This window comes from Pseudomonas ogarae (assembly GCF_014268695.2).
Classification (GTDB): domain Bacteria; phylum Pseudomonadota; class Gammaproteobacteria; order Pseudomonadales; family Pseudomonadaceae; genus Aquipseudomonas; species Aquipseudomonas kilonensis.
Genome location: NZ_CP077086.1, coordinates 3,751,554 through 3,769,900, shown reverse-complemented (window position 1 = coordinate 3,769,900; position 18,347 = coordinate 3,751,554). Strand labels below are relative to the sequence as shown.

At 60.6% G+C, this 18,347-nt stretch carries 17 protein-coding genes and 2 tRNA genes; 14 read left to right on the top strand and 5 right to left on the bottom strand.

Annotation, left to right across the window (positions count from 1 at the left end; all coding sequences use genetic code 11):
* Nucleotides 1-60: 60 nt before the first annotated feature.
* The 8 genes from HU749_RS16350 (at nt 61) to nudC (ending at nt 12,509) form a co-directional block, all read left to right on the top strand.
* Nucleotides 61-732: a DUF3313 domain-containing protein gene (locus HU749_RS16350; protein ID WP_079301266.1), complete on the top strand. Its 672-nt coding sequence runs from the start codon at nt 61-63 to the stop codon at nt 730-732.
* 125 nt (nt 733-857) lie between these two features.
* Entirely contained in the window at nt 858-1,358 is a 501-nt protein-coding gene (gene tpx / locus HU749_RS16345) for a thiol peroxidase (protein WP_079301264.1), read from the top strand.
* Between the two features lie 190 nt (nt 1,359-1,548).
* Nucleotides 1,549-2,865 carry an MdtA/MuxA family multidrug efflux RND transporter periplasmic adaptor subunit gene (locus HU749_RS16340; protein ID WP_046065785.1) on the top strand — a complete coding sequence of 439 codons (1,317 nt, stop codon included), beginning with the start codon at nt 1,549-1,551 and terminating at the stop codon, nt 2,863-2,865.
* Nucleotides 2,862-5,957, top strand: a complete 3,096-nt coding sequence (locus HU749_RS16335) for an MdtB/MuxB family multidrug efflux RND transporter permease subunit (protein ID WP_046065786.1) — start codon at nt 2,862-2,864, stop codon at nt 5,955-5,957. The genes HU749_RS16340 and HU749_RS16335 overlap by 4 nt, the downstream gene beginning before the upstream one ends.
* Nucleotides 5,958-6,108: 151 nt before the next feature.
* A complete protein-coding gene (locus tag HU749_RS16330; RefSeq protein ID WP_079303106.1) occupies nt 6,109-9,213 on the top strand; it encodes an efflux RND transporter permease subunit in 3,105 nt (1,034 codons plus the stop codon).
* The gene (locus tag HU749_RS16325; protein ID WP_095962611.1) at nt 9,210-10,691 is read left to right on the top strand and encodes an efflux transporter outer membrane subunit; all 1,482 of its coding nucleotides are present in this window, start codon (nt 9,210-9,212) and stop codon (nt 10,689-10,691) included. The genes HU749_RS16330 and HU749_RS16325 overlap by 4 nt, the downstream gene beginning before the upstream one ends.
* Nucleotides 10,692-10,859: 168 nt before the next feature.
* Complete coding sequence (locus tag HU749_RS16320; protein ID WP_003201737.1) at nt 10,860-11,672, top strand: crotonase/enoyl-CoA hydratase family protein; 813 nt, start codon at nt 10,860-10,862, stop codon at nt 11,670-11,672.
* Between the two features lie 6 nt (nt 11,673-11,678).
* Entirely contained in the window at nt 11,679-12,509 is an 831-nt protein-coding gene (gene nudC, locus HU749_RS16315) for an NAD(+) diphosphatase (protein WP_079303108.1), read from the top strand.
* Here nudC and HU749_RS16310 read toward each other — a convergent pair.
* A complete protein-coding gene (locus HU749_RS16310) occupies nt 12,477-13,256 on the bottom strand; it encodes a TSUP family transporter (RefSeq protein WP_046065399.1) in 780 nt (259 codons plus the stop codon). The genes nudC and HU749_RS16310 overlap by 33 nt on opposite strands.
* A gap of 391 nt (nt 13,257-13,647) precedes the next feature.
* Here HU749_RS16310 and HU749_RS16305 point away from each other — a divergent pair.
* The 3 genes from HU749_RS16305 to HU749_RS16295 all read left to right on the top strand — a co-directional run bounded on the left by HU749_RS16305 (nt 13,648) and on the right by HU749_RS16295 (nt 14,699).
* Nucleotides 13,648-13,721, top strand: a tRNA-Cys gene (locus tag HU749_RS16305).
* A gap of 193 nt (nt 13,722-13,914) precedes the next feature.
* Nucleotides 13,915-14,001: transfer RNA gene (locus tag HU749_RS16300), tRNA-Leu, on the top strand.
* Between the two features lie 230 nt (nt 14,002-14,231).
* A complete protein-coding gene (locus HU749_RS16295; RefSeq protein ID WP_225919186.1) occupies nt 14,232-14,699 on the top strand; it encodes a hypothetical protein in 468 nt (155 codons plus the stop codon).
* 99 nt (nt 14,700-14,798) lie between these two features.
* Here HU749_RS16295 and HU749_RS16290 read toward each other — a convergent pair whose 3' ends face one another.
* On the bottom strand, nt 14,799-15,161 hold the full coding sequence (locus HU749_RS16290; protein ID WP_095974343.1) for an NUDIX hydrolase: 363 nt from the start codon (nt 15,159-15,161) through the stop codon (nt 14,799-14,801).
* 285 nt (nt 15,162-15,446) lie between these two features.
* Between HU749_RS16290 and HU749_RS16285 the strand changes: the two genes are divergently transcribed.
* Complete coding sequence (locus HU749_RS16285) at nt 15,447-15,632, top strand: hypothetical protein (protein WP_079303110.1); 186 nt, start codon at nt 15,447-15,449, stop codon at nt 15,630-15,632.
* 87 nt (nt 15,633-15,719) lie between these two features.
* A complete protein-coding gene (locus HU749_RS16280; RefSeq protein WP_014338117.1) occupies nt 15,720-15,947 on the top strand; it encodes a PLD nuclease N-terminal domain-containing protein in 228 nt (75 codons plus the stop codon).
* Between the two features lie 28 nt (nt 15,948-15,975).
* On the opposite strand, the gene HU749_RS16275 is transcribed toward HU749_RS16280, so the two are convergent.
* From HU749_RS16275 to HU749_RS16265, 3 genes are all read right to left on the bottom strand, one after another.
* Nucleotides 15,976-16,401 (bottom strand): hypothetical protein, encoded by a 426-nt coding sequence (locus HU749_RS16275; RefSeq protein ID WP_079303111.1) that lies wholly within the window; start codon nt 16,399-16,401, stop codon nt 15,976-15,978.
* Nucleotides 16,402-16,523: 122 nt separating this feature from the next.
* The gene (locus HU749_RS16270) at nt 16,524-16,754 is read right to left on the bottom strand and encodes a hypothetical protein (protein WP_079303112.1); all 231 of its coding nucleotides are present in this window, start codon (nt 16,752-16,754) and stop codon (nt 16,524-16,526) included.
* Between the two features lie 152 nt (nt 16,755-16,906).
* Entirely contained in the window at nt 16,907-17,161 is a 255-nt protein-coding gene (locus tag HU749_RS16265; protein WP_014338120.1) for a DUF6555 family protein, read from the bottom strand.
* A gap of 222 nt (nt 17,162-17,383) precedes the next feature.
* On the opposite strand from HU749_RS16265, the gene HU749_RS16260 reads away from it, so the two are divergent.
* The gene (locus HU749_RS16260; protein ID WP_095962612.1) at nt 17,384-18,283 is read left to right on the top strand and encodes a polysaccharide deacetylase family protein; all 900 of its coding nucleotides are present in this window, start codon (nt 17,384-17,386) and stop codon (nt 18,281-18,283) included.
* Nucleotides 18,284-18,347 lie beyond the last annotated feature (64 nt).

Genomic DNA, 18,347 nt, shown 5'->3' with positions numbered 1-18,347 from the left:
TGTCCATTGGCTATACCTGTAGTTCCGGCCCCGCCTCGTGTGGCTTACAGGAGTGACAGCATGAAGTTTTCGTCGATGATCGGCACTGTTTGCATTGCCTCGCTCGCCTTGGCGGGTTGCTCCAGCAAAGTCACCCAGCCGGATGAGTACTCCGGGTTCCTGGGTGATTACAGCCGGCTCAAGGAAGAGAAGTCGCCGTCGGGGGCCGAGGTCATGCGTTGGGTCGATCCGAAGATCGACCCGGGCAAGTACACCAGTATTTATATCGAGCCGACGCAGCTTTATCCCAAGCCACAGCCGACCGTGAAGATCCCCCAGGGCACACTGTCTGGCATCACCGCTTATTACGATCAGGCCCTCAAGCGGGAAGCGGGCAAATCCTTGCCCCTGGCGACCAGTCCAGGGCCGGGTGTCTTGGTGATGCGGGCGGCCATCACGGCGGTCAGCAGCAAGACCGAAGGCTTGAAACCTTATGAGGTGATCCCGATTGCGCTGGTGGCGGCCGCTGTCAGCACGGCCAGCGGCATTCGCGACCAGGAAACCACCCTGGGCACCGAAGCGGTTTTTCTCGACGGGGGCAACAACGCAGTGGTCGCCCAAGTGGTGCGCAAAGGCACGGGCAAGCCGTTGTCCAACGAGTCCCAGGTCATGAAACCCGATGATGTCAAAGGGGTCATCGATGGCTGGGCGTCGGATCTGCATCAGTCGTTTCTGAAATTCAAGGCCCAATAGCCACCGCCGTCGCTTAGGAGGTGAGGTCGACGCCATGTCTTTTTATGTCCGGCCATAGGTCGCGCAAGCATTTCGTGGTTAACTCCGGCCTCACCATTTTCAAACCTGTCAGAAGGAATCCGTTCATGGCTCAAGTCACCCTCAAAGGCAACCCGGTCCAAGTCAACGGCCAGTTGCCACAAGCCGGTTCCAAGGCGCCAGCCTTTTCCCTGGTTGCCGGCAATCTGTCGGACGTTTCCCTGAAGGACTTCGCCGGCAAGCGCAAAGTGCTGAACATTTTCCCAAGTGTCGACACGCCGACCTGCGCCACCTCCGTGCGCAAGTTCAATGCCCAGGCCAACGACCTGAGCAACACCGTGGTGCTGTGCATTTCCGCCGACCTGCCGTTTGCCCAGGCGCGTTTCTGCGGTGCCGAAGGCCTGGAAAACGTCCAGAACCTGTCCACACTGCGCGGTGCCGAATTCATCCAGGACTACGGCGTGGCAATTGCTGATGGCCCGCTGAAAGGCCTCACCGCCCGTGCCGTGGTGGTGCTGGACGAAAACGACACTGTGCTGCACAGCGAACTGGTCAAGGAAATCGGTGAAGAGCCGAACTATGACGCTGCCCTGGCCGTTCTGAAATAAGTGGAATGAAATAAGGTATTTATTACAATTGTTAACGGCCTGGCTTATCCAGGCCGTTTTCTTTTGTACTTCAAGGCTTTAGCCGACTATGTGCCAGGTAAGCCCAACGTAAATTGCCGGTAAAGGCGCTTTGCTAAACACCCGCCAGTGCTTATCGTTCAGCCTCCCGTAAAAGAAGTCCACGCGCCCAATGGTTGATCACTCCATGCAATCCTCTGTTTCCCGCAATTCCCGTCGCTGGCTGTTCGGCCTGTTCATCGTATTGGTTGTCGCGGTGCTGGCCTGGAAGTTCTGGCCCAGTGGCTCGGCCCAGAAGCCTGGGGAAGGGGATAAAGCCGCGGCGGGGCACATGGGGCGTTCGGGTGGTATGCGGCCAGGGTTCGGTGGGGCGACGGGGCCGATCCCGGTTCGGGTGGCGCCGGTGGTGACCGGGGATTTTCCGCTGTACTTCAAGGCGCTGGGCACGGTCACGGCCCTCAATACCATCAACGTGCGCAGCCGCGTGGGCGGCGAACTGGTCAAGATCGCCTTCGAAGAAGGGCAAATGGTCAAGGCTGGAGACTTGCTGGCCGAGATCGACCCGCGTCCGTACCAGAACGCCTTGCTCCAGGCCGAAGGCACGCTGTTGCAGAACCAGGCCCAGTTGAAAAATGCCCAGGTAGACTTCGAGCGGTATCGCGGCCTGTACGCCGAAGACAGTATTGCCAAGCAGACCCTCGACACCGCCGCGGCGCTGGTAGGCCAATACCAGGGCACGGTCAAGACCAACCAGGCGGCAGTCAACGACGCCAAGCTCAACCTCGAATTCACCAGGATCCGCGCGCCCATCTCCGGGCGGGTCGGCCTGCGGCAGCTGGACACCGGCAACCTGGTGGCGGCCAACGACACCACCGCCCTGGCGGTCATCACCCAGACCCAACCCATCAGCGTCGTGTTCACCTTGCCGGAGAACAACCTCGACACGGTGCTCGCCCGTTACCGCAGCGGGGCGAAACTGCCGGTCGAAGCCTGGGACCGGGGCGACGTGAAGCTCCAGGCCAGCGGTGTGTTGCAAAGCCTGGACAACCAGATCGATATCACCACCGGCACCCTGAAGTTCAAGGCCCGCTACGAGAACCGTGACCAGTCGCTGTTCCCCAACCAGTTCGTCAATGTCCACCTGCTGGCCGACACCCTCAAAGGCGTGACCCTGGCGCCGACGGCGGCCATCCAGTTCGGCACCAATGGCACCTTCGTCTATGCCCTGGAGGGCGACAAGAAGGTCACCATCAAAAAGCTGAAGATTGGCGCCAGCGACGGTGCGAACACGGTGGTCACCGAAGGCTTGGCCGCCGGTGACCGGGTGGTGCTCGAAGGCACCGATCGCTTGAAGGAAGGCAGCGAAGTGGAAGTGGTCAGCGACAGCCAGGAAGTGCCCACCACGCCGACCGAGCACCTGCAGGGCAAGTCCGCAGCGGCGCCCACTGAGCCGGCCGCGGCCGACCAGGCGAAAAAGGGCGGCGCATGAATTTCTCGCGACTGTTCATCCTTCGCCCGGTCGCCACGACACTGAGCATGCTGGCGATCATCCTGGCCGGCCTGATCGCCTATCGGCTGCTGCCGGTGTCAGCACTACCCCAAGTCGATTACCCGACCATCCGCGTGATGACCCTGTACCCGGGCGCCAGTCCCGATGTGATGACCAGTGCGGTGACCGCGCCCCTGGAGCGGCAGTTCGGACAGATGCCGGGCCTGACGCAAATGGCCTCCACCAGTTCCGGCGGTGCGTCGGTGATTACCCTGCGCTTCAACCTCGACATCAACATGGATGTCGCCGAGCAGCAGGTGCAGGCTGCGATCAACGCCGCCACCAACCTGCTGCCCGACGACCTGCCGGCGCCGCCGGTGTACAACAAGGTCAACCCGGCCGACACCCCGGTGCTGACCCTGGCAATCACCTCCAAGACCATGCTGCTGCCCAAGCTCAATGACTTGGTGGACACGCGCATGGCGCAGAAGATCGCCCAGATCAGCGGTGTGGGCATGGTCACCATCGCCGGTGGCCAACGCCAGGCCGTGCGAATCAAGGTCAATCCCGAGGCCCTGGCGGCCAACGGCCTGAACCTGGCCGATGTACGCACGCTGATCGGCGCTTCCAACGTCAACCAGCCCAAGGGCAACTTCGACGGCCCGACCCGGGTCTCGATGCTCGACGCCAACGACCAACTGACCTCGCCCAAGGACTACGGCGAGCTGATCCTGGCCTACGCCAATGGCGCGCCGTTGCGGCTCAAGGACGTGGCACAGATCGTCGACGGCGCCGAAAACGAACGCCTGGCTGCATGGGCCAACGAAAACCAGGCCGTGCTGCTGAACATCCAGCGCCAGCCGGGGGCCAATGTCATCGAGGTGGTGGACCGGATCAAGGCCCTGCTGCCGAGCATCACCGACAACCTGCCGGCCGGCCTGGATGTCACCGTGCTGACCGACCGCACCCAGACCATCCGCGCTTCGGTTACCGATGTGCAGCATGAATTGCTGATCGCCATTGCGCTGGTGGTCATGGTGACCTTCCTGTTCCTGCGTCGGGTCAGCGCCACGATCATCCCGTCGGTGGCCGTGCCGCTGTCGCTGATCGGCACCTTCGGCGTGATGTACCTGGCCGGTTTTTCCATCAATAACCTGACCCTGATGGCCTTGACGATTGCCACCGGTTTTGTGGTGGACGATGCCATTGTCATGCTGGAGAACATCGCCCGTTACATCGAGGAGGGCGACAGCCCGTTGCAGGCCGCGCTCAAGGGCGCGAAGCAGATCGGCTTTACGCTGATTTCCCTGACGCTGTCGCTGATTGCCGTGCTGATTCCGCTGCTGTTCATGGCCGACGTCGTGGGGCGGTTGTTTCGCGAGTTCGCCATCACCCTGGCGGTGGCGATCCTGATTTCCCTGGTGGTGTCCCTGACCCTGACGCCGATGATGTGCGCCCGCTTGCTCAAGCGCGAGCCCAAGGAAGCAGAGCAGGGCCGTTTCTATCGCGCCAGCGGCGCCTGGATCGACTGGTTGATCGCCGCCTACGGACGCAAGTTGCAGTGGGTGCTCAAGCATCAGCCACTGACCCTGTTGGTGGCGGTGGGCAGCCTGGTACTGACGGTGGTGCTGTACCTGGCCGTGCCCAAGGGGTTCTTTCCGGTGCAGGACACCGGCGTGATCCAGGGCATTTCCGAGGCGCCGCAATCGATCTCCTTTGCCGCCATGAGCGAGCGCCAGCAGCAACTGGCGAAAGTGATTCTCGCCGACCCGGCGGTGCAGAGCCTGTCGTCCTACATCGGCGTGGACGGCGATAACGCCACGCTCAACAGCGGGCGCCTGCTGATCAACCTCAAGCCCCACAGTGAACGGGATGACAGCGCCACCGAGATCATTGCCCGCTTGCAGCCGCAATTGGATCGGCTGGTGGGTATTCGCCTGTTCATGCAGCCGGTGCAGGACCTGACCATTGAAGACCGGGTCAGCCGCACCCAATACCAGTTCAGCCTGTCATCGCCGGATGCCGAGTTGCTCAGCCTGTGGAGCGGGCGCCTGGTCGAGGCCCTGGCCCAACAGGCGGAGCTGACCGATGTGGCCAGCGACCTGCAGGACAAGGGCCTGCAGGTCTACCTGGTGATCGACCGCGACGCGGCCTCACGCCTGGGCGTCTCGGTGTCGAACATCACCGATGCACTCTATGACGCCTTCGGCCAGCGGCAGATTTCCACCATCTACACCCAGGCCAGCCAGTACCGCGTGGTGTTGCAGGCCCAGGCCGGGGAACGGATCGGGCCCCAGGCGCTGGACCAGATTCACGTCAAGACCACCGACGGTGGGCAGGTGCGGCTGTCGAGCCTGGCCCGGGTCGAAGAACGCCAGGCGCAACTGGCGATTGCCCACATTGGCCAGTTTCCGGCGGTGATGATGTCGTTCAACCTCGCGCCGGGCGTGGCCCTGGGGCATGCGGTGGACGTGATCGAAAAGGTCCAGCAGGACATTGGCATGCCGGTGGGTGTGCAGACCGAGTTCCAGGGCGCGGCCCAGGCATTCCAGGCGTCGCTGTCGAGTACCTTGCTGCTGATCCTGGCAGCGGTGGTGACCATGTACATCGTGCTGGGCGTGCTGTACGAAAGCTACATCCACCCGATCACCATTCTTTCCACCTTGCCCTCGGCGGCCATCGGTGCCTTGCTGGCCTTGATCCTCAGCGGCAATGACCTGGGCATGATCGCGATCATCGGCATCATTCTGCTGATCGGCATCGTCAAGAAGAACGCGATCATGATGATCGACTTCGCCCTCGACGCCGAGCGCAACCAGGGCATGGACCCGCAGACAGCGATCTACCAGGCTGCATTGCTGCGCTTCCGCCCGATCCTGATGACCACCCTGGCGGCCTTGTTCGGCGCAATACCGCTGATGTTCGCCACCGGCTCCGGCGCCGAACTGCGCCAGCCCCTGGGCTTGGTGATGGTCGGTGGGTTGTTGGTGAGCCAGGTATTGACGCTGTTCACGACACCGGTGATCTACCTGTATTTCGATCGACTGGGGCGTCGGTTTGCCCGGCCTGAAGCGGATGAGGTGGAGGTATGACGGCATTCTTGGCGTGCAAGGGCTTTTCGTGGCGAGGGAGCTTGCTCCCGCTGGGCTGCGCAGCGGCCCTTTCTGTGAGCGCTGCGCACTCAAGCGGGAGCAAGCTCCCTCGCCACGAAAGCCTGTCCATTGAAGCAAGGGGCTGTGGTCGATGAACCTCTCCGGCCCCTTCATCCGCCGCCCGGTCGCAACCATGCTCCTGAGCTTCGCCATCATGCTGCTCGGTGGCGTGAGCTTCGGCCTGCTGCCGGTTGCGCCGCTGCCGCAAATGGATTTCCCGGTGATCGTGGTCCAGGCCAACCTGCCAGGGGCCAGCCCCGAGGTGATGGCTTCAACGGTGGCTACGCCCCTGGAGCGTTCCTTCGGCGCCATCGCCGGGGTCAACACCATGAGCAGCCGTTCCAGCCAGGGTTCTACCCGCGTCATTCTGCAATTCGACCTGGACCGTGACATCAACGGCGCCGCCCGGGAAGTGCAGGCGGCCATCAATGCGTCGCGCAACCTGTTGCCCAGCGGCATGCGCAGCATGCCCACCTACAAGAAGGTCAACCCGTCCCAGGCGCCGATCATGGTGCTCTCGCTGACCTCGGATGTGTTGGAAAAGGGCCAGCTCTATGACCTGGCGTCCACCATCCTGTCCCAGAGCCTGTCCCAGGTGTCGGGCGTCGGCGAGGTGCAGATCGGCGGCAGCTCGTTGCCGGCGGTGCGCATCGAACTGGAGCCACAGTTGCTCAATCAGTACGGCGTGGCCCTGGACGATGTGCGCACCGCTATCGCCGACAGCAACGTACGCCGGCCCAAGGGCTCGGTGGAGGACGACCGGCGCATGTGGCAGGTCCAGGCCAACGACCAGTTGGAAAAGGCCAAGGACTACGAAACGCTGATCATCCGCTACCAGGACGGCTCGGTATTGCGGCTCAAGGACGTGGCGAAAGTCACTGACAGCGTCGAGGATCGCTACAACAGCGGTTTCTTCAACAACGATGCCGCCGTGTTGCTGGTGATCAACCGCCAGGCCGGGGCCAACATCATCGAGACGGTCAACGAGATCAAGGCGCAACTGCCAGCGCTGCAGGCCGTGCTACCGGCCAGCGTCAAGCTGAACCTGGCGATGGACCGCTCGCCGGTGATCAAGGCCACCCTGCATGAAGCGGAAATGACCTTGCTGATCGCCGTGGCCCTGGTGGTGCTGGTGGTGTTCCTGTTCCTGGGCAATTTCCGCGCCTCGCTGATCCCGACCCTGGCGGTGCCGGTGTCGCTGGTGGGCACGTTTGCGGTGATGTACCTGTACGGTTTCTCCCTGAACAACCTGTCGTTGATGGCGTTGATCCTCGCGACCGGGTTGGTGGTGGACGATGCCATCGTGGTGCTGGAGAACATCTCCCGGCATATCGACGAAGGCGTGCCACCGATGAAGGCCGCGTACCGGGGAGCCGAGGAGGTGGGCTTTACCCTGTTGTCGATGAACGTCTCGCTGGTGGCGGTGTTCCTGTCGATCCTGTTCATGGGCGGGATCATCGAGAGCCTGTTCCGCGAATTTTCCATCACCCTGGCGGCGTCCATCGTGGTCTCGCTGGTGGTCTCGCTGACCCTCACGCCGATGCTCTGCGCCCGTTGGCTCAAGCCTCACGTGCCGGGGCAGGAGAACCGCCTGCAGCGCTGGAGCCAGCGGCTCAATGAGCGCATGGTCTGTGGTTACGCGATCAGCCTGGACTGGGTGCTGCGCCATCGACGCCTGACTTTGTTGAGCCTGCTGGTGACCATCGGCGTGAACGTCGCGTTGTATGTGGTGGTGCCGAAAACCTTCATGCCGCAGCAGGACACCGGCCAGTTGATCGGTTTCGTGCGTGGCGACGACGGGCTGTCGTTCAACGTGATGCAGCCGAAGATGGAAATCTTCCGCCGTGCGGTGCTCAAGGACGAGGCGGTGCAAAGCGTCGCTGGTTTTATCGGTGGTAACAACGGCACCAACAACGCCTTCATGCTGGTGCGCCTCAAGCCGATCAAGGAGCGTGGGATTTCCGCGCAGAAAGTCATCGAGCGCCTGCGCAAGGAAATGCCCAAGGTCCCCGGCGGGCAATTGATGCTGATGGCCGACCAGGACCTGCAGTTCGGCGGCGGTCGCGAGCAGACCACTTCGCAGTATTCCTACATCCTGCAAAGCGCCGACCTGGCGTCGCTGCGCGCGTGGTACCCCAAGGTCGTGGCGGCCTTCCGGGCCTTGCCGGAACTCACCGCCATCGACGCCCGCGACGGTGGTGGGGCGCAGCAGGTGACGCTGGTGGTGGATCGCGACCAGGCCAAGCGCCTGGGCATCGACATGGACATGGTCACCGCGGTGCTCAACAACGCCTACAGCCAGCGGCAGATATCCACCATCTACGACAGCCTCAACCAGTACCAGGTGGTGATGGAGGTCAATCCCAAGTATGCCCAGGACCCGAGTACTCTCGAGCAGGTCCAGGTGATCACCGCCGATGGCGCGCGCGTGCCGCTGTCGGCCATTGCCCACTACGAGAACAGCCTGGAGGACGACCGGGTCAGCCATGAAGGCCAGTTCGCGTCCGAGGGCATTTCCTTCGACATGGCCGAAGGTGTCACGGTGGAGCAGGGCTCCGCGGCCATCGAGCGGGCACTTGCCAAGCTTGGGATGCCTGAGGACGTCATCGCGAAAATGGCCGGCACCGCCGATGCGTTCGCCGCCACCCAGAAAAGCCAACCGTTCATGATCCTCGGGGCGTTGCTGGCGGTGTACCTGGTGTTGGGTGTGCTCTATGAAAGCTACATTCATCCGCTGACCATCCTGTCTACGTTGCCATCGGCCGGGGTCGGCGCGTTGCTGTCGATCTACGCGCTGGGTGGCGAGTTCAGCCTGATCTCGCTGTTGGGACTGTTCCTGCTGATCGGCGTGGTGAAGAAAAACGCCATCCTGATGATCGATCTGGCGCTGCAACTGGAACGTGCCGGACAGACGCCACTGGAGTCGATCCGCAGCGCTTGCCTGCTGCGGTTGCGGCCGATCCTGATGACCACGCTGGCGGCGATCCTCGGCGCCTTGCCGCTGCTGCTCGGCGCCGCCGAAGGCTCGGAAATGCGCCAGCCGCTGGGCCTGACCATCATCGGTGGGTTGGTGTTCAGCCAGGTACTGACGCTCTACACCACCCCGGTGGTTTACCTTTATCTCGACAAGCTGCGCCATCGCTTCAATCGCTGGCGCGGTGTGCGCACTGATGCTGCCCTGGAAACTCCGCTATGACCGACCGTTCGCCTTTCAATCTTGCCGCAACGCTGGCGACCGCCCGTGGCTCGCGGGTGCTGAGCCTGGTGCTGTGCGTGGCGATGCTCAGTGCCTGTGCCGTCGGCCCGGATTATCAACGTCCCCAGGCTGCCGCCCCGGTGCAATACAAGGAGGCCCAGGGCTGGCGTCAGGCCAACCCTAGCGATGCGATGGCCAGGGGCGCCTGGTGGGAGCTATACGGCGATGCGCAACTCAATGGCCTGGTGGACCAGCTCAATGCGTCCAACCAGACCGTGGCCCAGGCCGACGCCCAGTACCGGCAGGCCCGGGCGCTGGTGCGCAATGCCCGTGGCGCATTTTTCCCCACCGTGGACCTGACCGTTGGCAAGACCCGCTCCAGCCAGGGCACCGGCAGCAGCAGTTCGAGCCTGAGCAGTTCGTCCAGCGGCATTCGCGACACCTACAGCGCCCAGGCCGGCGTCAGTTGGGAGGCGGACGTGTGGGGCAAGCTGCGTCGCACCCTGGAAGCCGACGAGGCGAGCGCCCAAGCCAGTTTTGCCGACCTGGCGGCGATGCGCCTGAGCCAGCAATCGGAACTGGTGCAGAACTACTTGCAGTTGCGGGTGATCGATGAACAGAAGCGCCTGTTGCAGACCACCGTCGACAATTATCAGCGCTCCCTGAAAATGACCGAAAACCAGTACCGTGCCGGAGTGTCCGGCAGGGACGCGGTGGCCCAGGCGCAAAACCAGCTCAAGACTACCCAGGGCGACCTGATCGACCTGATCTGGCAGCGGGCCCAGTTTGAAAACGCCATCGCCGTGCTGATTGGCCTGCCGCCGGCCGAGTTCAACCTGGCCGAGACCCAGGACATCCCGTCGCTGCCGCAGATCCCGGTGGCATTGCCGTCGCAACTGCTCGAACGCCGGCCGGACATCGCCTCGGCAGAGCGTTCGGTAATGGCCGCCAACGCCAACATCGGCGTCGCCAAGGCCGCGTACTACCCGGACCTGACCCTGAGCCTCAGTGGCGGCTACAGCAGCAGTACCTACGACAACTGGGTGAGCGTCCCGAACCGCTTCTGGTCGGTAGGGCCGCAATTGGCGATGACGCTGTTCGATGGCGGCCAGCGTTCGGCGGAAGTCGACCGTACCGTCGCGGCGTATGACCAGACCGTCGCCACCTATCGCCAGACGGTGCTCGACGGCTTGCGCGAGGTGGAAAACTACATGATCCAGCTCAAGGTGCTGGAAGACGAAGCCCGCGTGCGCCAGGAAGCCCTGGACGCCGCCCGGGAATCCTTGCGTCTGACGCAGAACCAGTACAAGGCCGGCTTGATTGCCTACCTCGACGTGGTCACCGTCCAGGCCACGGCCTTGAGCAATGAGCGCAGTGTGCTGAGCCTGCAACAGAGCCGCTTGATCGCCAGCGTGCAGTTGATTGCCGCATTGGGTGGTGGTTGGGATGGGCAGTTGGAGGCGGACGAGAAACCCTGATCACTGTTGATGGGCAAGCCTTGCTCCCACGGAGTTCCCCCTTTTCCATAAGAATTTCCTTGGTCACGTCGGCAGTCAGTCCCGCTTTTGGCCGATGCACTGCCTACGTCCTGTCGCGATGGCTTGTTATAGTTCAAGCCTCTTTTCAGTCGGTAAAGGATCACTGCCATGTCGCAATACCAAGCGTTCAACGTCGAACTTGCAGACAACATTGCCCATGTGCAGATCAATCGCCCGGAAAAGATCAATTCGATGAACGCCGCGTTCTGGAGCGAGATCATCGAGATCTTCCAGTGGATCGACGACACCGATGCCGCACGGGTGGTGGTGCTCAGCGGTGCCGGCAAGCATTTTTCCTCCGGCATCGACCTGATGATGCTGGCAGGTGTGGCCAACGAGTTGGGCAAGGACGTAGGGCGCAATGCACGCCTGCTGCGGCGCAAGATCCTGCAACTGCAAGCCTCGTTCAACGCCGTGGACAATTGCCGCAAACCCGTGCTCGCCGCGATCCAAGGCTACTGCCTGGGCGGGGCCATCGACCTGATTGCCGCCTGCGACATGCGTTACGCGGCCGAGGACGCGCAATTCTCCATCAAGGAGATCGATATCGGCATGGCCGCCGATGTTGGCACATTGCAACGCTTGCCCCGGATCATCGGGGACGGCATGCTGCGTGAACTCGCTTATACGGGGCGCACTTTTGGTGCCGACGAAGCGCGCAGCATCGGCCTGGTCAATCGTGTCTACAGCGACACTGCCAGTCTGCTCGACGGCGTGATGGGCATCGCCCGGGAAATCGCCGCCAAGTCGCCGATTGCCGTGACCGGCACCAAGGAAATGATCAGCTACATGCGCGACCACCGCATTGACGACGGACTGGAGTACGTCGCCACCTGGAACGCCGCCATGTTGCAATCGACCGACCTGCGCGTGGCCATGGCCGCCCATATGAGCAAACAGAAACCTGAATTTCAGGATTGATTGACCATGATTTCACGCTGGACCACCGCAGTACTCGATACCGCTCTTTCAGGCGGCTGGGCCGTGGCTCGCAGCCCCGAAGGCTTTCTGTTCGATGACAACGGCGCACTGTTCCCCCGCGAATGGCTCAAGCGCCAAGACTTGTCGATCCTCGCCGAGCACGGCATCGGTCACCTGGATGGCGAGCCGGTCTACCTGTTGGAACTGCACAGCCCGCTGGACATTCCTGGCTGTAACTGGAAAGGCCTGCGGGCGTTCATGCTCGAGGATGACCACACACTGTACAAAGTGTTGGGCTATGCGGCACAGATCGGCACCTGGGCCCGGGAGCATCGTTTCTGTGGCAGTTGCGGCAAGCGTATGGGTCAGATTCCGTTGGAGCGGGCCATGTATTGCGATGCCTGTGAGCTGCGGCACTATCCGCGGATTTCACCGAGCATGATCGTGTTGATTACCCGCGGCGATGAAGTCCTGCTGGCCCGTTCACCGCGCTTCGTCACGGGCGTCTACAGCACCCTGGCGGGGTTTGCCGAGCCTGGAGAGTCGGCCGAGGATTGCCTGGTTCGCGAGGTGCGCGAAGAAGTCAGTATCGAGGTGAAGAACATCCAGTACATGGGCAGCCAGTGCTGGCCGTTCCCTCATTCGATGATGCTCGGTTTCCACGCTGAATATGCCGGCGGCGACATCGTGCCCCAGGAAGATGAAATCGAGGACGCCCAATGGTTCAACGTCCACGACCTGCCACCGTTGCCGGCCTCGCGCTCCATCGCCCGCTACCTGATCGACCTTTATGTGGCGCGGCGCTTAGGCCACGCTGAACCAGTGCTGCCAGGCTAGGCGCACGGTCAGGCCCAGCACCACGGTAATGAACACCGGTCGGATGAACTTCGCGCCGCCGCTGATGGCGGTGCGAGCGCCGAAGAACGCGCCGATCATCACCGACACGCCCATGCTCAGGCCGATGACCCAGTCCACTTGCCCGGAAAAGATGAACACCGACAGCGCCGCGATGTTGCTGACGAAGTTCATGCTGCGGGCCACGCCACTGGCCTTGACCAGGTCGATGGGGTAGAGCAGCAGGCTGCTCACCGTCCAGAACGCCCCTGTACCCGGCCCGGCCACGCCGTCATAGAAACCCAGGCTGAAGCCTTGGGGCGACTGCCATGTCTTCTTGATCGGTGCGTCGCTGTCCAGCGGCGCCTTGGGCGTGCCGCCGAACAACAGGTACAGGCCACAGGCGAAGACGATCACCGGCAGCATCTTGTTCAGCCATTCGGCGGGCAGGTAATGGGCGACGATGGCACCGGTCAGGGCCCCGATCAGAGTGCCGACGAGGGCATGGGTCCACTGTCTTGGATGGAATAGCTTGCGCTTGTAGAAGGTGAAGCTGGCCGTCGCCGAGCCGAAGGTCGAACTGAGTTTGTTGGTCCCCAGGACCAGGTGAGGCGGCAAACCTGCCGTCAGCAGGGCTGGCGTGGTCAGCAACCCACCGCCACCGGCAATGGCATCGATGAAACCGGCAATGAAGGCGACAACAGCAAGGATAGCGAGTGTAGTGAGGTCAACACTGAGTTCAAAAGGCATGGAATGGGCTTATTCGGCAGGTCGCAGAAGGGCTGCGGGGAAGGCCGGTATGTTACCCATAATGGTGCACGGCTGCGACAGCCTCCAAGATCTGCGGCATTCCCCGTGGCGAGAGAGCTTGCTCCTGCTGGGCTGCGCAGCAGCCCAAAAGTCTTCCACCCTCCACCTGACACCCGAAGGTGTTTGTGTGGAGGAAGCTGGCCGTTGGACGAATTTTTTTTGAAATCAAGGGGTTGCCAGCCTAGGCAAATGAGTACATAATTGCGCCCATCGAACGCACTGGGACGTAAAAAATCTCAATGTTTTCAAGGAGATAGCGACGCATAGGTGTCCTGTATCCTGATCAGGTTTGTACGCGGTTGATGTGGTTGCATTGCATCAAGCGTTCTGAGGCCGAATAGCAAAATGGTTATGCAGTGGATTGCAAATCCACCTACGCCGGTTCGATTCCGACTTCGGCCTCCACTTTTAAAAAGCTCTGTAGATCTATGATTTACGGAGCTTTTTTATTTTCGAAGCATTGAAAGCTTTTGTCTTGAAAAGGACATGAGCTACCTTGCTTCACAGGGGCGGGATGTATATATTCCCCCTCTTGCTGCACCAGCCAGAACATCGGCCACTGGATTTTGCCGACGTTCCCATGGCTAACCGCGCTACCGCCCGAATGGCGAAACTGGTAGACGCATGGGACTTAAAATCCCCCGCTCGTAAGGGCGTGCCGGTTCGATTCCGGCTTCGGGCACCATCTAAAATCAAGGGTTTGCGAGCGAAAGCTAATGCAAACCCTTGTTTGTTTCCGCTTCTGAAAAACTGTCATGGCGCGGAACCCAAGCCTCTGGGCATTTTCAGGCGCGAACCTCTACACTCGGCGCTGAGATTAGGGTGAAGTGGTCAGGCGGATATCTCCCGTCCAGGCCCTGTCGAGCACGCTAATCCTTAACCATGGAGAGGTATCTAGTGAAAACAATTGCAACGATGAGTCTGTTGGCCTTGATGAGCAGCGGTGCCGCATACGCGGGGGAGACAACCTCCGCTGATGGGAAAACCCTGGCCGTAAATTTTGGCGAGCCGACGGTCAAGCAAGTTCTGCACTATCGGAAAATGTACGACAAGAAGCCCTTTCCCGATGCGGAAATTTATTACTACAGCAACGGCTTGTACAAGATCATCTCTCAGGGAGAAAACCATTACGGTGTCTATGTCTTGCAGGGTCAACACACCGACGAGACATACACCGTGAAGTTCATCTCCCTGCCTTCCCCGGACTGGGGAAACAAGACCGCGTATCACCAGCTCACCTTTATTCGAGGTGATGCACAAAACGTGTTTATCCAGAATGCAATTGTCGACACCGGCGAGGCCATTGCCCAGCAGAACGGGACCTATACTCAGGAAAAGAATACCGTGGTCAATCCGATCAGTACCGCCTGGAACAAAAAGTGAGTAGTCGCGCCAAAATGGTTTAGTGATTTCCTTGAAAAACAATTGGTTGCATAACATTTCTCATGCAACCAATTTTGTTTAGAGTCTCGTGCCGGCTCGTCACAACCTCCGCCGAAACGCCTCGAGAATGTCCCGCGTCCCCTTTTTCATTTGCAATTGGGCAATGGCATCCAGCGGGTGCCAGAGGCAATCGCTGATCTCATTCTGTGGTTTGGCCGCCGTCGAGTCGCTGACCGATGCTTCGAACACATGATGTTCGGTCTGCCCGTCATTGATTCGCATCAAGTAGAGCAGGTTCTCGACGTCCAGCCCGGTTTCCTCTGCCAATTCCCGGATGGCTGCCCTGGCATGGGTTTCGCCGCGCTCGACGGTACCGCCCGGCAGCGCCCAGCGGCTATTGGCTTTGCGAACCAGGAGGATGTGGCGATTTTCCTCACAGATGACGGTCGCTCGAATTTTCATGGTCGTGCTCAATCAGTGACTGTCATTAAACTGAAATATAACTGCAATATTTGGGCCTGGCATTATCTGCTTCGTTCAAATGTCGACTTCTTCAAGGTCTTATCCAATACGACCGCGACGGAGCGGGAAAGACTGAGCTTATTTGAGGCGGTCATCGCTCCAGCCCCTCTGTCCGACCGCCAGCACTAGGTTTTCGACCGGTTATCGCCTCAAATGAATCAGCTTCAAAAAAATGAATCCATGTTGGGTGCATTGGCCGGCCCCGATAGGGGAAGGAAGCGAGAAATGACCACTGTTGAAGACTTCAAGATCAAATCCCATGAGCTCCTGGTGGAGCTGGATACGGCAACATCGGAAATGATGAAGCTCATATGTGTTCATCAAATGAGCGGATCGATTTGGGATGAGGCGGTCCAGCGTCAACATGCAGCCTATGAGCAGTGGGTTGCTTATCTGAACGAGCGTGGATAGATCCATGCGTGCGCCAGGGCGCGCAAATTCTTTGAACGGCGCCTTAACGGCTGTGCCTAACCCTTAGACCGACAAGAGGATTAGGCCATGTCTGAATTAGCCAGCTATTTCTGGATCGCTGTTGCAGTGCTTTTGCTGCTCGTTGATTTGTGGGCGATCGTCAGTGTCTTTCGAAGCGACAAGTCGGCCGGCACCAAGGCTGGCTGGGCCCTGCTGCTGATCATTCTGCCGGTTTTGGGCCTGGTCATCTGGGGCGTCGCCGGGCCTCGCGGGGTCAAGGAAGGGCCGTCATCGCCGGAGCACAGCAAAGGCTAGCCAGAAAGTGGCTGACCAGGCCGCCCCGTCACTGGTTAGTCCAATCGCCGCCGGTGGTTTCGCAGTCTTCCTGAGCTTGCTGCAACTGCTCGATACCGTAGTAGTACCAGGTCACCTTTGCATTGTCGGGAAGGTTGGCCGATCCACCGTGCTTGTCCTTGCTGGTTGAGTGCGGGTTGGCCAACGCTTCCTGGGTCAGCCTCGCCTGGCATGTCGCCACGTATCCCCGGGCACAACGCTCGACTTTACGCTTTTGGGTCGTGAGCGTTCCCTTGCTTTCATTGCTGCAAGACCAGTCGAGGGTTTCGGCAGGCATGCCTTTGTATTCATAGCAACTGTGGCTTTCGATCACTGGAACGGCCTGGCTCTGGGATCGAGTGATGACGTCGCAACCTTGAGCCATGACGGTGGCGGGGCTCGCACAAGCAATCAATAGCAGGATTCGGGCATTCATGAGGTTTCTCCCTTTGCGGTTTCTGCACCGGTGCCTATCAATTTCGAGGTGCAAAAAAAGCCCGCGTTCCATCAGTTTTCCAACCGGTAGAACTCAGGGGGAAACGGGTCTGGCGCAATACGTCAGCGGAACTTGGGCAGAGGTGGTTCAATCGGCTTGAGCGACGTTAGCGCGCTTTGGATCGACGGGGCGTCTTTATCGATGTCGTTGAGCCGGTCCCGGATGCGCACCGCGGTGGGATGCCCGCCTTGGTGGTCGACCCAGTCGGCGATTTCCTTGCAGGCTGCCGTGAGCCTGGCCTGACGCGATTCCAGCAAGGTGAGCAGGGTGGTGATGGACTCTTTTTCGGACATGTCACACCTCCATTCAGGGGTTGATGAGGCAGCACAAAACCCGCCAGGGGCGGGCTGTGCCGTGGTTTAAGCGTAGTTGAGTTATTTGAGGTCTGTCGAAGAATCCGGCGTCCGGCTAGACAGCCGGTGCACCGGAAACAATGTAAGTGGCGTTAGCCGGACTCCTTGACCCAAGACGGCGCGACGCTCGCCCGCCAGCGCACGTCGGTAATACCGTATTTTTCAGCAAGGGGCTTGGAGACCCGCTTGACCTTTTCTCTGCCGAATTTCGGTATGCGCCCGACCCCCGCATCGCAACTGGCCCAATGCCAAGCCTCGGAGTTATTCATCGCTTCTGCGCGAATAATGAATGACTTGGGTTCGCCATGGAGCATGTAGTCGATGATGTAAAGCGATGGCCCGCCCATAAATCCTCCCTAATTAGTCCTATACGGATGGATGCAAAGGCATGCGGAAAATTCCATCGAATTTCCAGACGGTCAAATTAATACCGTCCAGCGTAGAGCGCGGAGCAGCAGCAAATTTTGCAAACAAGGAACCAAACCCGGTTACCCTTCTCCAAGGTGAGCTTCAACACCATAGGCCAGGGATCCAAGGCGAGACAGCGCGGCATCAACAAAAGGCAAAGCATGAAAAACATCGCCAGGGTGCTGTTCATCGCAGCCCTTGCTATTGGTTTGTCGGGCTGCATTGGCGCCCCCATCGAACTGACGCCGCAAACCGAACAACGCTTGCGCGAACAACCTCCGATCCGCTTCCTGCTGACGTTCGATGACGGGCCCAGCGCCTCGTCTATCTGGAACCCTAGCCTGGAGGTGCTGGACGCACTCGCAGACAACCCGGTACAGCCCGGCATCAAGGCGGTGTTTTTCCTGCAGACCCGTGCGCCGCGTGCCGGGGGCAGTGATATTGGCCGCTCGGTGATGCGCCGTCAGCAGCAGGAAGGCCATGTGCTGGGCTTTCATACGGCGACCCACTGGCACACCAATCACCGGTCCCTGAATCCTGACGAGCTGGAACAATCGCTCATCCACGGCAGTAGTGATATTGCCGCCCTGAGCGGTGCCGCACCCACCTTGGTCAGGCCACCCTTCTGGAGCTTCGACAGGCGCACCGCTGCCGGGTACCGACAACATGGCCTGCACATTTTGTTGACCGACCTGAGCGCAAATGACGGCAAAGTCTGGGGCATCACGATGAGTCCGCGGCGGCGGATCAACCTGACCCGGCAACTCTCCGAAGTGCGCGAGCGCATCGCCGCCGGGCAATTGCCAGTGGTGGATGGGGTCATTCCGGTGGTGGTGACGTTTCACGACATCAATCGTTATACCGCCCGGCATGCTCGCGAATACCTGCAAATCCTGCTCGACAGTGCCAAGGCGACTGGCGTGAGGACCGACGCCAAGCCGTTCTATGATGACCACCAGGCGCTGGCGCGAGCGGCCTTGGCTCGGACGGTCGATCGCAGCACTGAGCCCGTGCATTTGCCGGGGCTGTGGGACTGGTTGTGGGATTCGGATTCCCACTGAAGGCGCTACGCGTGCAGTGGGTGTCGCGACGTTCGGTTGGCCACCCTGGGCAATCAGCGTGTAT